The sequence below is a fragment of the Tenacibaculum aquimarinum genome, from assembly GCF_022478115.1.
In the GTDB taxonomy this organism is placed as follows: domain Bacteria; phylum Bacteroidota; class Bacteroidia; order Flavobacteriales; family Flavobacteriaceae; genus Polaribacter; species Polaribacter aquimarinum_A.
Genome location: NZ_JAKGSC010000001.1, coordinates 629,630 through 644,752 on the forward strand (window position 1 = coordinate 629,630; position 15,123 = coordinate 644,752).

A 15,123-nucleotide genomic window follows, 5' to 3' on the forward strand; every position below is an offset into this window, starting at 1 on the left:
ATTTCAATACAGCGGAGCTAACCACATACACAACTTTTTTTATGAGTTTTTCATAAATGTTTATCAACATAAAATTTACAATTTATTTACATAGATTGGTTTGTTAACTATTAAGAGTTTTTAGTTAATTACTGTTTATAACTATTGTTAATAACTACATTTTTAAGTTGATTTTTAAGCTTTTAAATAACTCATAAAATGTAGATGGTTTTTAATAACTCATATATTAAAATATAAAAGAAGAATTTTATAGTAGCTATTAACACACTATTATAAACATCATTTGTTTTTTAAAATTTATAAAAGAAAAATAATTATAATATAGAATGTTGATAACTGTTAATTTAATTCAATTTCAAATCTTTTAAAAAAATCAGAATTAAGTTTAAGAAAATTTATACAGTTTTCTTTTCAACTTTATAAAGTGTAAGTGAGTCTTTTTGAATCTCAACAGTTTCTATAGGAGTGGCTTTTTTATGCAAAGAAGTATTTATAGTTATTACAGTAACAAATATTCCTGCAACAAATATAAATGCGAATAAAGCGATAATTTTACGTAGATTTTTCATGTTAAAAAATGTAACTCCTTTCTATAAAGACGAATACATTTAACAAACGTTACAATTTTATTAAGATTTCTTTAACGTATTACAAACTGAATAGCTTTTTCTTTTATTGAAACCGTAACATTTCCAGTTCCTATTAACTCACCATCTGCTTGTATGAAAGGTTTATTAGCTGTTTGCGGTATTATTTTTAATTCTTTAGTAAGATAGGTCTCTACTTTTTTATGATTGATAATTTTACCGTTATATAACTTTGGAAGATTAAAAACTAAATCTAATAAACCAATATTTTTAGCAATTGTTACATCAAACAAACCATCAGCGGCGTTTTTATAATCGGTCATTTTCATTCCACCTCCAGAAAATTTACAAATACCAAACAAAGTCATTAAACATTTAGTTTCAATAATTTTATTAGCAATTTTAATTTTAAAGTTTGTTTTTTTATAAAAGAATAAACCGGCAATTCCGCTTAATAAATAAGCGATAGAACCAAAACGTTTTAATTTATTTAGTTTATTAACAACATAACCATCATAACCAATACCTGCAATATTATTAAAATAAGCAGTAGTATTTTCTAATTTTAGAAAGCCAATATCTTGTAAAATTATTTTCTTTTTTTCTATAATTTCAATTGCTTTTTCTATGTTATTTGGTATGTTGTAGGTTTTAATCCAATCGTTTCCAGTACCAATAGGAATCACTGCAACTGTTATTTCAGAAGTTTTTACATATCTTTGCGTCATAATTCCGTTTACTACATTGTGTAGTGTTCCATCTCCACCAACGGAAATTATATTTCTATAACCTTGTTGAATAGCAGTGTGTACCAATTCAATTTCGTGTTTAGAATGTGTTGTATACCCAACAGAAAAATCGATATTTTTTTCGGTTAATAACTGCGCAATATCTTTCCAATTTTTAGAAAGTTTTTTATTTCCTGAAGTAGGATTTGCAATTACAAACCAAGAATGTATCATAAATAATAACAAATAATTCAGCCAAAATACATAACTATTATTTAATAGTAAAAATGATTAATTAATTGTACTTTGGAAGTTATAAATAGAACAATAATAAATGTCAAAAAAGAAAAATAAAATTTATAAAAAGAAAGGAAGAATTATTAAAGACTTAACTAAAAATATCTTTAAAATTCTAAATGAAGACACTAATAAACAATACAATTACAAACAAATTGCTGCTAAAATTGGTATTGTAGATACCGATGGAAAAACACAAATTCTTAAAAAATTAGCAGAATTAACAGCAACCAAAAAGATTAAAGAAGGCGATAGAGGAAAATATCAAATTAACAAAGATCGTAAATATCATGTAGGAACTTTAGATTTAACATCTAACGGAAATGGATATTTTATTTGCGATGATTTTGAAAAAGATATTTTTATTCCATCTAACAATCTTGGTAAAGGTTTACAAGGCGATACTGTTAAAGCTTACGTTTACAGTAGACGAAAAAGTAGTAAACAAGAAGCAGACGTTGTAGAAATTTTAGACAGAGCAAAAACCGAATTTGTTGGAGTTTTACAACTTAATAAAAACTTTGGTTTTGTAGTACCAGATAATAATAAAATGTATGCCGATTTATTTATTTCACAAAATAAATTAAACGGAGCAGAAGACGGTGATAAAGTGTTGGTTAAAATGATTGACTGGCCAGAAAATTCTAAAAATCCTTTTGGAAAAATTACCCAAATTCTTGGTAAACCAGGAGAACACAATACAGAAATCCATTCTATTTTATTAGAATACGGTTTGCCTTTTGAGTTTGAAAAAGAAGTAGAAGAAGATGCCGCAAAACTTCCTATAGAAATTACTGAAAAAGAAATTGCAAAACGTAGAGATATGCGTAAAGATTTAACCTTTACCATAGATCCAAAAGATGCAAAAGATTTTGATGATGCATTGTCATTTACAAAATTAGAAAACGGTAATTATGAAATAGGAATTCATATTGCAGATGTTTCGCATTATTTACAACCAAAAACTATTTTAGATGATGAAGCTTATGATAGAGCAACATCGGTTTATTTAGTAGATAGAGTTGTACCAATGTTACCAGAAGTACTTTCTAACGGTGTTTGTTCTTTACGTCCGCATGAAGAAAAATTAACTTTTTCTGCAGTTTTTGAATTGAATGAAAAAGCACAACTTGTAAACCAATGGTTTGGAAGAACAGTGACTTATTCTGATCAGCGTTTTGCATATGAAGAAGCACAATCTATCATAGAAAATTGTACACTTTCTGACGATATTAAGCCGTATACAATGCCGCTTGATATTTCAATAATTGATAAAGAATACGAAGTAGCTCCAGAAATAGTTGAAGCTACTTTAAAATTAGATGAATTAGCTAAAATTCTTCGTAAAAAAAGAATGAAAGATGGCGCAATTTCGTTTGATAGAGTAGAAGTGAAGTTCAATTTAGATGAAGATGCAAATCCGGTTGGAGTTTTCTTTAAACAATCTAAAGATGCTAATAAATTAATTGAAGAATTTATGTTGTTAGCAAATAGAAAAGTTGCCGAATTTATAGGTTTTTCTAAAGGAAAACCAACCAATAAAACATTTATTTATCGTGTACACGACGAACCAAATGACGAGAAATTAGCCGCTCTACAGAACATTATTAGTAAGTTTGGTTATAAGATTAATACAGAATCTAAAGAAACCACTACAGCTTCTTTAAATCAGCTTTTAAAAGATGTTAATGGTAAAGCCGAATCTAATATGGTAGAAACGCTTGCAATAAGAACAATGAGTAAAGCTGCTTATACAACTCAAAATGTTGGTCATTACGGTTTAGCTTTCGATTATTATAGTCATTTTACATCGCCAATTAGACGTTATCCAGATGTAATGACGCATCGTTTATTACAACATTATTTAGATGGAGAAAATTCTCCAAAGCCAGATTTATACGAAGAAAAGTGTAAACATTCATCCAAAATGGAAGAATTAGCTTCTAAAGCAGAACGAGATTCTATTAAGTACATGCAAGTAAAATACATGCAAGATCATAAAGATGAAGAATTTGAAGGTGTAATTTCTGGTGTTACCGAATGGGGAATTTATGTTGAAATTAAATCGAATAAGTGTGAAGGAATGGTTAGAATTAGAGATATAAAAGACGATTATTATATCTTTGATGAAAAACAATACGCAGTTGTTGGGCAATCTTCTAATAATATAATTCAACTTGGAGATGATGTTGTTGTAAAAGTTAAACACACCGATTTAGAACGTAAGCATTTAGATTTTTCTTTAATTTCACATTAAAAATTGTCTTTACAAGGAATGAAGTAATCTATTAATTTAAAAAAATAATCAATGATTTTAACAACAACAAATAACATAGAAAACCATAAAATAGTAGATTATTTAGGTATTGTAACTGGTTCAGCATACGATTCAAGTTATTCTTCTAACGGAACTAAAATGTCTTTTAAAGATATGTTTAGTATGTCTAAATATTACGAAAAATATACTTTAGGTTTAGAATCTATAAAAGAAAAGGCATTTCAAAATTTAAAAGACAATGCTATTAAACTTGGTGCAAACGCAGTTGTTGGTATAAATTTAGATGTTGAGCCTTTAGCAAATTCTGCTACTTTATTAGTTTCAATTACAGGAACAGCTGTTAAAGTTCAATAAATTAGTATCAATTCACAATATTTTATAATATTTGCCATTAAAATAAATGGTACAATAATTGGTTATGTATAGTAACTAATGAAATTTAATATGAAGAAATTAGCAATAATATGTTTGTTTTTGATTGCCGGAATAGCATCAGCACAAACAAAAATAACAAAGACATTATCAGATTTTTCTGAGTTAAAAGTATACAATGGTATAGAATTAGAACTTATAAAATCAGATAAACAAGAAGTAGAAATAACTGGCGAAAAAGCAGAAAAAGTAAAGATTAGAAATAGTGGTAACACTTTAAAATTCTCTTTAAAATTTCCAGAAACTTCAGCAAATGGAAAAGTTCAAATTAAACTTTTCTATAACAAAGAAATTGCAATTATAGATGCAAATGAAGGTGCTGTTATTACTGGAAAAGAAATTAGCCAACAACAAATTGAAGTAAAAGCACAAGAAGGCGCTTTTATCAATTTAGTTGTTAAAACGAAGCATTTAAAGGTAAAATCTTCTTCTGGAGGTATTTTAAAATTATCTGGAAGTACAAAAAATCAGGAAGTAGATGTAGATCTTGGTGGAGTTTATCATGGTTATAATTTAGAAGCATCTACAATGTCTATCATTCGTGCTGGTTCTGGTGCAAAAGCAGAAGTTAAAGCAAGTGAAACTTTAGATCTAAAAGTAACATTTGGAGGTTCTATTTATTACAAAGGAACACCTGAAGTTTTAAAAGATAAAAAAGTAATTGGTGGTGTTATAGAACAGCGAACTTAATTTACTATCTTTGTAGCATTAAAAATTAGAACAAATGAATACATTTAATATACTTTTTGGATTTATTGGACCATGGCAAATAGCTGTAGTTGTAGTATTAGTTTTGTTAATGTTTGGAGGTAAGAAAATTCCAGAATTAATGAGAGGTTTAGGTAGCGGAATTAAAGAATTTAAAGACGCAACTAAAGAAGATGATAAAATTGAAGATAATAAATAAGTAGTTATTTTTATCTTATTAAAATAAAAAACCCAACCTAATTAAAGGTTGGGTTTTTGTTTTTGTATTTTTAAAATATCCCCCAATATTTATTTAAATACTTATATCTACAAATATATGCTTACTAAATTATATAAATAAATTTTTGTTACAAATAGGACGCTTTAGACCTTATTTGGGACAAATGGGAACACTTAGCTTATTAGTTTTTGTAAAGATTGTTTAGAAAAACTTCTTGACACTGGAATGTTTATAGGGATAATATCTGATTTTAAAAGATAACCTCTAGCGTTTCCTTCAATGTCTATTACAAAATTAGAATTTACAATATAAGACTTATGACAGCGTATTATGTTTGGGTAAACTTTTAATTTTTCTTCTACTTTATTTAAAGTTACTCTTAATATCTTTTCTTTTATTTCTTCATCTTTTTTTAAAAACAAACTTGCATAATTGCCCTGAGAAGTTATATACACAAGATCATTTATATTAAATGAAATACTTTCTTTTTTGTTTTCAGAAAATATTTCAGTTTTTAAATCTAGTTCTTTTTTCTTTAGTTCTCTTTTTTCTTTATTGTATTTATTTATATCCTGAGCTCTTTTTTCTCTTTTCTCACGTACATTTTTTTCATTTATAAAGATGAAAAACACCACTGGAATTGTCCCTACTAAATAAGTATATTTTAAAAAAGTTAATAAATCTAAATTTTCAAAATTTTCTGAGCTTTTAATATAACTAGTTATATACCATATAAGAATTCCGTTAAAAAGAATTCCAACTATTATCAGTAATAAGTTTCTACCAATTGTCCAATTATCTTCATTAAAATAATTTTTAAATATTAATGCAGGTATATATAATACAAAGAATACTCCAAAGAATGCTATTAAACCTATAGCTGACGTGTATTTTAATAGTAAACCTTCTAATGATACTAAATTAAATGGTTTAAATACATATAAAAATATGAATACAAATAAACCTATACAAAAGCTAATTTTAACTTTAAACTTATTAGAAGAACTAAAATAATAAGGTATAGATAACCAGTCTAATATTTTTCTCATGTATATAAATTTAAGATGCTAAATTATTAAATTCTTCTGTGTTTATATAAAAAAAATCTCCATCAATTATATAATTGATGGAGATGGATACATTTTAATAAAATAAACCAAAAACAATTTATTTTATAAACTTTCAGTTGTTATTTCATCTTTTGGAATAATTAAAGACGTTTTAAAATTTGGTAATATTTGATCTAATATAGCTTTATTTTTCATTTTCTCAGCTTCAATAAACCACCACTTTTTTCCATCAGCATCATAAATTCCAAGTAAATAACTCTTAGATTTAATCCTCATATGAGGCAATTTCATTTGATTAAGACCTTCAATATAACATCTATATTGACCTTGTTCATTAACTATTTCAGAAACATTTACTACATCTGCTTTTTCAAATACAAAACCTTGTTTTTTCATATTATCAAAACTTATTTTAATCATGTTTAAAGCCTTTTCTTTTCCTCCCATTAAGTTTGTAACAGAAGGTAGTGTGTGTTCTAAAACAGTACTAAAATCTTCACTGAGTGTTGCTTTTGATGTTATTCTAGCATCTCTTAAAGCATCTTCTTTTGTTTGAGATAAAGTTGTAAAACTTATTAATAAAGCTATTATTAAAATTTTAATATTATTCATCTTTTTTCTTCTTAGAACTATTCTTCATAGCTTCACCAATTTGGTTACTTGCTGTAAAACTTGCAACCATATCGTTTAACATTTGGCTTCCTGCTTGCGGAGAATTTGGTAAAAGAATTAAGTTACTATTAGTTTCTTGCCCAATTGATTGTAATGTATCATAATGCTGTGTTACAACAATTAAAGCAGATGCTTCTTGTGAGTTGATACCAACTTTATTTAAAACTTCTACTGACTCTTCTAAACCACGAGCAATTTCTCTACGTTGGTCTGCAATACCTTGTCCTTGTAAACGCTTACTTTCAGCTTCAGCTTTTGCACGCTCTACAATTAAAATACGTTGTGCATCACCTTCAAACTGTGCAGCAATTTTTTCACGTTCAGAAGCATTAATTCTATTCATTGCTTCTTTTACCTGCCCATCTGGATCTATGTCAGTTACAAGAGTTTTTATTATATCAAAACCATAACCAGACATTGCTTCGTTTAATTCTGTTTTTACCGCAATTGCAATATCATCTTTCTTAACAAAAACATCATCAAGTTTCATTTTTGGTACTTCTGCACGTACAACATCAAATACATAACTTGTAATTTGATCGTGTGGATAATCTAACTTATAAAATGAATCATATACTTTATCCTTTATTACTTTATATTGAACAGAAACTTTCAACTTTACAAATACATCATCTAAAGTTTTTGTTTCTATAATTACATCTAATTGTTGAATTTTTAAACTCAATTTCCCCGCAATTCTATCCACTAAAGGAATTTTTAAATGTAAACCAGATTGACGTATACTATGAAATTTACCAAATCGCTCTATAATTGCAGCAGTTTGTTGTTTCACAATAAAAAATGATGAGAATAAAATGATAATCCCAATAAAAATAAGAGGTGCTAAAAATACCATAGTTAATTTTTTTATTTAGTTAATAATTGATTTTAGGTAAAGATACTGAATTCCAGTATTTAATTATTTGACGCAATATTTTAAAAATGTTACAATTTGATTTTTAAATATTTATTTTTGCTGAAAACCAAACTAAATGGAAAACATACAGAATTACATAACAGAAATTTTAATTTTACTTTTCTTAGTTGTAACTTTTTTACAATCAGGAATTGATAAAGTTACAGATTGGCAAGGAAATGTCTCTTTTATAAAAGGACATTTTAAAGATTCTCCTCTAGAAAAATTTACCTCAATTTTAGTTGCTATTATTTTAGTGATGGAATTAGTTGCAGGTGCAATGATGTTGGTAGGAATTTTTCATCTAGCAACAACAGGAGATTCTAATGTTGCTTTAATTGGAACAGAACTTGCTGCTTTAAGTTTAATATTTTTGTTAATAGGTCAACGATTAGCAAAAGATTATGCTGGAGCTATGACATTGGCAGTTTATTTTATAATTGCAATTTTTGGTGTTTATTTATTAAATAACTAAAATTTATAATAAATTACATTATTAATAAATATTTTTTATTAAAAAACCCTTTAAAACAATCATTTTAAAGGGTTTTCTTATTTCTTTAAGGTATTTGTATGTTTTTGTAATTATGCTTTAATCTAAGTATAATAAAATTGATTTTACTTGTTTTTCAGGACATATATAAGAGAAGAATACTCATTAGTCTTTTTTGCTTTTCTATTTGAAGTAAAACCAATCCAAAATGCTTTAAAAGGATTCATCTTTCCGTTTTTATATCTTTCCGATAATAGCGAAACATAATACGAATCGAATTTCATTGGAAGTGTTTTTACTATAGTAATATTTTCCTTGGAAAATAGTTTTGATATTGATGTTTGAGAAAAATGCCAAAGATGTCTTGGTACATCAAAAGCTGCCCAGTATTTTTTATAGTGATTAGCATCGTAACTTTTATAGTTTGGAACAGCAATTATTAAAGTTCCATTTTCTTTTAAAAGGGCTTTTAATTGTTGAATATATTCTTCCAAATTTTCTACATGTTCTAAAACATGCCAAAGCGTAATTACATCAAACTTTTTGTTTTCTACAATTGATATATTTTCTTGTAAAGTTATGTTTTTAGAAGCTGCAATTTCACGTGCTTTTTTATTTGGTTCTATTCCTAAAACTTGCCAATTATCATTTTTACAAGTTGCTAAAAAATCTCCCGTTCCAGCTCCAATATCTAAAATTGTTTTTTCTTCAGAATTGAAAGAATTAATTAATTTCAATTTCCTTTTTAACGTGTAGTTTTTTACAAGTTGATATACTTTTTCAAATACACCTTTTTTTCCATCTGTATGAGAAATGTAATTTTCACTTTCGTAATAACTCGATAAGTTTTTAGGAACAGGAATTGTAACTAACATGTCAAACTCTTCATTCTTTTCAAGTTCAAAAACTTCTTTAGAAACAGAATAATCTTTGGTTGTTAAATACGGTTTTGTATTGTTATAAAAGTTGATTGTATTCAAATTAAAATATATGATGTTCCACGAGGAACATTAAATTGTTTTCTTACTATTTTAAAAATTGTTCCACGAGGAACATTCTTAATTTTATCTTCCCATGTAAACCAATAATACAGAAATATCACTTGGTGAAACTCCGCTTATTCTTCCGGCTTGAGATATAGTAACTGGTTTTATTTTTGTTAGTTTTTGTACCGCCTCTGTAGATAAAGATTTAATCTGAGTATAATCTACATAAGAAGGAATCTTTAAGTTTTCTAACCTATTAAGCTTGTCTGCGTTGTTCTTTTCTTTCTCTATATAACCAGAGTATTTTAAATGAATTACAGCTTGCTCTATAGCTTCTTTATCAATTAAATTTTCATTTAAAAAGGTAGTTAATTTGGCTATAGAATTAAAATCTGAAAAGTCTAATTGCGGTCTTGCTGCAATTTTATAAAGTTTCATAGATTGATTAATTAGCGTTAAATTCTTAGCTTCTAAAATAGGATTTATCTCTTCTTTTGTTACACTTGTTTCTTGTAAAAACTTAATTAATATATCTGCTTTATGTTGCTTTTCTTTAACTCGATCTAATCTTTCTTTAGACGCTAAACCTAAATCAAATGCTAAAGGAGTTAATCTTAAATCGGCATTATCTTGTCTTAAAAGTGTTCTATATTCTGCACGAGAAGTAAACATTCTGTAAGGTTCTTCTGTTCCTTTTGTAATTAAATCGTCTATTAAAACACCAATATAAGCTTCGTTTCTTTTCAGAATAAAAGCCTCTTTTCCTTGTGTTTTTAATGCGGCATTTACACCTGCCATTAAACCTTGTGCAGCTGCTTCTTCGTAACCAGTTGTTCCGTTAATTTGACCTGCAAAAAACAAGTTTTTAATCAACTTAGTTTCTAATGAATGTGTTAATTGTGTAGGTGGAAAATAGTCGTATTCTATAGCATAACCATAGCGTAAAAACTTCACATTTTCAAACCCATCAATAGCACGAATTGCTTTGTCTTGTATGTCTTCTGGAAGTGATGTAGAAAAACCATTTACATACATTTCAACAGTTGTCCAACCTTCTGGTTCTACAAATATTTGGTGTCTATCTTTTGATGCAAATCGATCTACTTTATCTTCTACTGAAGGACAATATCTTGGTCCTGTAGATTTTATTCTACCATTAAACATTGGAGATCTGTCAAAACCTTCTCGTAATAAATCGTGTACCTTTTGATTGGTATAAGTTAAGTAACAAGAACGTTGTTTTTGTAGTGTTTTAGTTGTTGGTAAATAAGAAAATTTTTCTGTTATCTCATCTCCTGGTTGTTCTGTCATTTTAGAATAATCTAAAGAACGTCCATCAACTCTTGGCGGTGTTCCAGTTTTCATTCTTCCAGATTCAAACCCTTTTGCAACTAAATCTTCAGTAATTCCTTTTGAAGCTCCTTCACCTGCTCTTCCTCCTCCAAAGCTTTTATCACCAATATGTATCAATCCATTTAGAAAAGTTCCTGCTGTAATTATAACAGTTTTAGCTTTTATTTCTAAACCTAAAGCTGTTTTAACACCAATAATTGTATCTCCATCAAACAATAATCCGTTAACCGAATCTTGGTAAAAGTCTACGTTTTCAGTTTCTTCTAACATTGTTCTCCAACATTCTGCAAACTGCATTCTATCAGATTGTGCTCTTGGACTCCACATAGCAGGTCCTTTAGATTTATTAAGCATCTTAAACTGAATAGCTGTTTTATCTGTAACTATTGCGCTATAACCTCCTAATGCATCAATTTCTCTTACTATTTGCCCTTTTGCAATTCCGCCCATAGCAGGATTACAACTCATTTGTGCAATATTTTGTAAATTCATGGTAATTAATAAAGTGTGCGCACCCATGTTTGCGCTTGCTGCTGCAGCCTCGCTTCCTGCGTGACCTCCACCAACTACTATTACGTCATATGTTGTTGTAAACAAACTCATTTCTTCTAATGTTTCACGTGAAACTTATAATTTAATTAACTGATTTTTAGTTATTTAAAACCAATAAACACTCATTTTCTTTAGATCTCATTATTGTTTTTTGTTCTTCAGATTTATCTTTAAAACCCATATAATGAAGAACTCCATGTATTATTACTCTATGTAATTCATCTTTAAAGGAAACGGCGAAATCTTTTGCGTTTTCTTGTACTCTTTCAACAGAAATATAAATATCTCCGCTTATTAATTTTCCCATTGTATAATCAAAACTAATGATATCCGTAAGTGTATCATGCTGTAAAAACTCTACATTTAATTTGTGTAAGTAAGCATCATCACAAAAAATATAGTTGATTTCTCCAAGTTCAAATTCTTCTTTTTCAACACAATTGGCAATCCATTTTTCAGTTGATATTTCATCAACTAACTTAAATTCTGTTTCGTAATTAAAGGCTATCATTTTTCTTTTTCTACAGGCACAGAAAAATATTCTTGCACCTTCTTTTTATAATTCTGGCGCAAAGGTAAGGATTGTCTGTTTAAAATCTCTGTTTGATTGTAAAACAGCTTTTTAAATTCAAGTTGCTTCGCTTTATTTTTTTCAAACTCTTGTAAATTTGTGTTGGCTTTTCGCTTTTTCTCTTTGCCTTGTTCAAAAGTTGCTTTATCTAATTTTAAGAGCTCGTAGTTCATTTTTTGCATACGTTCTAAAGTTCCTTTTGTAAAACCTTTATCAAGTATTTCATTTTCTAACTGCTCCATTTTTTTGAGCGCTTTTTTAGCTTCTCCAGCACCTTCTCCACCTTGTTTAATAGCGTCTTGTAATTGTTGCCTTAATTTACTTTGTTCTTTGTAAATTTCGTACAATTCTCCATTCATTTTTTCCCCTTCTCCACCTTGCCCAGGTTTTCCATTTTCACCTTTTTTAGGTTTTCCGTCTTTACCGTTTTCTCCTTCTTTTGGTTTCCCTTGCTCACCCTTTTTCATTCCATCTTGCATTTTCTTGATTAAATCTTCTTGCTTTTGGATAATATCAGGCAAACTAAAAGACTTTCCACTACCTTTTCCTCCAGAACCACTTCCAGGTTTTGGATTATTCATTGCGTTTAAGAAATTACTCAACATATCTGCAATGGTATTGGTTGATGTCATTACATAACGTTGATTTGAAACTCCTGAAGAAAATCTATTTTCCGCAAAATTTTCTAAAGATTGATCTAAATTATAATGTGCATTTCCTAATAAATCCTGAACCTCAGTTGTTAATTTAGGAATACGAATAGACAACATGTATATACTATCATCGATATGATTAAAATATGTTTTTAATTGATATTGTTTCTTTAAGTTTTTGCTAAAATTTGGATGTGAAGCTGAAGTACCATCTATAGATTTCATTAAATCTTCTTGTTCAAAAGAAAAAGTGACTAGGTTTTCTAAAATCTGACGTAAATCTTGTTTGTTTTCTTCCTGCATTTGTTGGCTCATCATTTGCATTGTTTCTTGCATTTGTTGGCTCATTTCCTTCATCTTTTTAGCAGATTTCTTCTGATTCTTCTTTGCTCCTTCTTTATTTTGTTTTTCTAAATTTTTTGAGGCTTCTTGTTGCTCTTTTTCTGCTTCTTGTTGCAATTCTTTCATTGAAGGAACATCCATTGGTTCCTTTAACTTGCTGTTTTCTTTCTGAAGTTCGTTTAGCTCTTCTTGAGCTTTTTTAAATTCGTCATTTAGTTTTTCTTGCTCCTCTTTTGTTGCATTTTTTTTAGCAAGTTCTTCTTGTTTTTTTGCTAAATCTTCAAGTTTATTAGCAAGTTGATTCATTTTTTGTTCAACATAAAAACGCTTAGTCATTTCTAAAATACGCTCTAAACTTTTTTCTTGCTGTTTATTTTTTTGAGCCAATTCTTTACTTTTTTTAACCAACTCTTCTTTGTTTAGCTTTTCAGCCATCTTTTGCAATTCGTCTAAGAGTTTTTTCTCTTTTGCAATTTTTTTAAGCTCTTCAATACGTTCTTTTAGGTCTTGTTTTTTCTCTTGAAGCTGATCGTTTTGCTCTTTTTTCTCGTCAAAATTTTCTTTTAATTGATCTGTTTGACGTTGCATCATTTCTTGATATTGTTCCTGACGCTTTATTAAATTCTTAACTTTCTTTTGATCGTTCCAATTCATGTTCTTTTTGTTTTGCAAATCGAACTGAATTTTCTCTAAATCTTTCTTATTTTTTCGTTGTTTATCAAGCGAATTTTGCAAGTTATCAATCGTATTTTTTTGCTCTTTTAAAAGCTCATCTTCTACTTCTTCTTCAGTCTTTTTTCGATAAGAAAATATTTTACTAGCTGTTTTCTTATTTCCGTTTACGGCATCATTATCAAAAACCTGAAAAAAGAATTCGTAATTAATTCCATTTTGTAAAGTAATTCCGTCAGGAAATTGATAAAAGAAATTCTGAATATTTTCTTTAGTAATTGGCAGTTTAAAAGTTTGTTGTATTTGCGGATTTTTCTCATCATAATAGACCAACTCTAATTTACGTAAACCATAATCATCTGCAATTTGACCGGCAAATTGAACTGGGCCACGAGAAATACTATCAATATTAGATTTTACGGCAATTGTTGGATGTTCATCTCTAATAATAGCAACAGAATATTGAAGTTTTTCGTATTCTTTAATGTTATTGTTAGACGTAGCTATTTGATAATTAATTGCTTGTCGTATTCTTTTAGCGTACGTAAAACTGTTTTCTCCTTTTTTATCAAAATAAATTTTAGTGTTTTCTGATAAAAAAGTAATACTATCTGTTTGATTTGTAGATACTTGCCAATTTACAACTGTACCTTGAGGAACTGTTATATTTCCAGTATTAGAAATAGTTTCGTTTCGTTTTCCAACATAGTTGGGATAAGACAAATGCATTTTTAATTGCTGAATAGTTGGTGTTTTTATCACATTTATGGTGAAGTTTTCAGACTGAATTCCGTTTGCTTCAACATAAAAATTTACATCTTCAGTAATTTCTGAAAATGTATAAGAAAACAATCCACCACCTTTATTTTGCAAGTAATATTCTTGATTATTGAAGTATATTTTTGCTTCCGCAGGTAAAACTTTTCCAACAGTTTCTATGGAAACAGAAAACGGTTTTCCTTGAATAACTTGTAAAGCATCATTTTTTAAAGAAAAAAGAAAAGGCGCTGGCGGCGTATAAGCTGTTCTATGGTTTACAACACGTTCTAAACTTTGTGTTAAAGCACCATTTGTTCCTGTTAAAAAAGATAATCCAAAAAGAAATAATGGTATAATTGCGTACTTTAAATACTTTTTATTCTTCTGAAAATCAATTGCTTTAGTAAAAACTACAGGTTGTAATTCATTTGCTTTTTGATCTATACTTGCTACTAATAATTCCGACTGATTATTTTCGTTTTTAAGCTGTAAAATATTTAATAATTTATCGCTTACTTCTGGAAAATGATTACCAATAATTTTAGAGGATTCTTCTTCAGAAATTCCTTTTTGTAAACCAAATAATTTAAAAAGTGGAAAAAATATAAACCGAACTAAAAGAGCAACCTCAATAAAGATAAATAACCAGAAAAGAATGGTTCTTGCGGTTGGTTTTAACCACAAAAAATACTCTATAAATAGGGTAAATAATAAATAAAGTAAACCTAAAGAAACAAATAAAATGCTTCCTTTTATCAACTCATTCGTATAGTATTTACGAGAAAACTGTTGTAATTTCTCTTTTATTTTTTCGTATCCAATCATAATTCAGTC

At 28.1% G+C, this 15,123-nt stretch carries 14 protein-coding genes; 5 read left to right on the plus strand and 9 right to left on the minus strand.

Going from position 1 to position 15,123, the window contains the following annotated elements:
- Window positions 1-395 precede the first annotated feature (395 nt).
- Entirely contained in the window at window positions 396-569 is a 174-nt protein-coding gene (locus tag L1S33_RS03055; RefSeq protein ID WP_240551039.1) for a hypothetical protein, read from the minus strand.
- Window positions 570-640: 71 nt separating this feature from the next.
- Window positions 641-1,549: a diacylglycerol/lipid kinase family protein gene (locus L1S33_RS03060; protein WP_240561184.1), complete on the minus strand. Its 909-nt coding sequence runs from the start codon at window positions 1,547-1,549 to the stop codon at window positions 641-643.
- Between the two features lie 100 nt (window positions 1,550-1,649).
- Here L1S33_RS03060 and rnr point away from each other — a divergent pair, with 100 nt between their 5' ends.
- The 4 genes from rnr (at window position 1,650) to tatA (ending at window position 5,229) form a co-directional block, all read left to right on the plus strand.
- Window positions 1,650-3,869: a ribonuclease R gene (gene rnr, locus L1S33_RS03065; RefSeq protein ID WP_240561185.1), complete on the plus strand. Its 2,220-nt coding sequence runs from the start codon at window positions 1,650-1,652 to the stop codon at window positions 3,867-3,869.
- Between the two features lie 51 nt (window positions 3,870-3,920).
- Window positions 3,921-4,244 carry a YbjQ family protein gene (locus L1S33_RS03070; RefSeq protein ID WP_072556338.1) on the plus strand — a complete coding sequence of 108 codons (324 nt, stop codon included), beginning with the start codon at window positions 3,921-3,923 and terminating at the stop codon, window positions 4,242-4,244.
- A gap of 90 nt (window positions 4,245-4,334) precedes the next feature.
- Window positions 4,335-5,012, plus strand: a complete 678-nt coding sequence (locus tag L1S33_RS03075) for a head GIN domain-containing protein (protein WP_240561186.1) — start codon at window positions 4,335-4,337, stop codon at window positions 5,010-5,012.
- Between the two features lie 34 nt (window positions 5,013-5,046).
- On the plus strand, window positions 5,047-5,229 hold the full coding sequence (gene tatA / locus L1S33_RS03080) for a twin-arginine translocase TatA/TatE family subunit (RefSeq protein WP_240561187.1): 183 nt from the start codon (window positions 5,047-5,049) through the stop codon (window positions 5,227-5,229).
- A gap of 194 nt (window positions 5,230-5,423) precedes the next feature.
- On the opposite strand, the gene L1S33_RS03085 is transcribed toward tatA, so the two are convergent.
- The 3 genes from L1S33_RS03085 to L1S33_RS03095 form a co-directional block, all read right to left on the minus strand.
- On the minus strand, window positions 5,424-6,299 hold the full coding sequence (locus L1S33_RS03085) for a LytTR family DNA-binding domain-containing protein (protein WP_240551034.1): 876 nt from the start codon (window positions 6,297-6,299) through the stop codon (window positions 5,424-5,426).
- Between the two features lie 123 nt (window positions 6,300-6,422).
- Entirely contained in the window at window positions 6,423-6,932 is a 510-nt protein-coding gene (locus L1S33_RS03090; protein ID WP_240551033.1) for a hypothetical protein, read from the minus strand.
- Window positions 6,925-7,848 (minus strand): SPFH domain-containing protein, encoded by a 924-nt coding sequence (locus L1S33_RS03095; protein WP_240561188.1) that lies wholly within the window; start codon window positions 7,846-7,848, stop codon window positions 6,925-6,927. The genes L1S33_RS03090 and L1S33_RS03095 overlap by 8 nt, the downstream gene beginning before the upstream one ends.
- Window positions 7,849-7,984: 136 nt before the next feature.
- Between L1S33_RS03095 and L1S33_RS03100 the strand changes: the two genes are divergently transcribed.
- Window positions 7,985-8,383: a DoxX family membrane protein gene (locus L1S33_RS03100; protein WP_240561189.1), complete on the plus strand. Its 399-nt coding sequence runs from the start codon at window positions 7,985-7,987 to the stop codon at window positions 8,381-8,383.
- Between the two features lie 143 nt (window positions 8,384-8,526).
- On the opposite strand, the gene L1S33_RS03105 is transcribed toward L1S33_RS03100, so the two are convergent.
- From L1S33_RS03105 to L1S33_RS03120, 4 genes are all read right to left on the minus strand, one after another.
- On the minus strand, window positions 8,527-9,372 hold the full coding sequence (locus L1S33_RS03105; RefSeq protein WP_394801756.1) for a class I SAM-dependent methyltransferase: 846 nt from the start codon (window positions 9,370-9,372) through the stop codon (window positions 8,527-8,529).
- A gap of 93 nt (window positions 9,373-9,465) precedes the next feature.
- Complete coding sequence (mnmG, locus tag L1S33_RS03110) at window positions 9,466-11,343, minus strand: tRNA uridine-5-carboxymethylaminomethyl(34) synthesis enzyme MnmG (RefSeq protein ID WP_240561191.1); 1,878 nt, start codon at window positions 11,341-11,343, stop codon at window positions 9,466-9,468.
- Window positions 11,344-11,389: 46 nt separating this feature from the next.
- Window positions 11,390-11,803 carry an rRNA maturation RNase YbeY gene (gene ybeY / locus L1S33_RS03115; RefSeq protein WP_240561192.1) on the minus strand — a complete coding sequence of 138 codons (414 nt, stop codon included), beginning with the start codon at window positions 11,801-11,803 and terminating at the stop codon, window positions 11,390-11,392.
- On the minus strand, window positions 11,800-15,114 hold the full coding sequence (locus L1S33_RS03120) for a DUF4175 family protein (RefSeq protein ID WP_240561193.1): 3,315 nt from the start codon (window positions 15,112-15,114) through the stop codon (window positions 11,800-11,802). The genes ybeY and L1S33_RS03120 overlap by 4 nt, the downstream gene beginning before the upstream one ends.
- Window positions 15,115-15,123 lie beyond the last annotated feature (9 nt).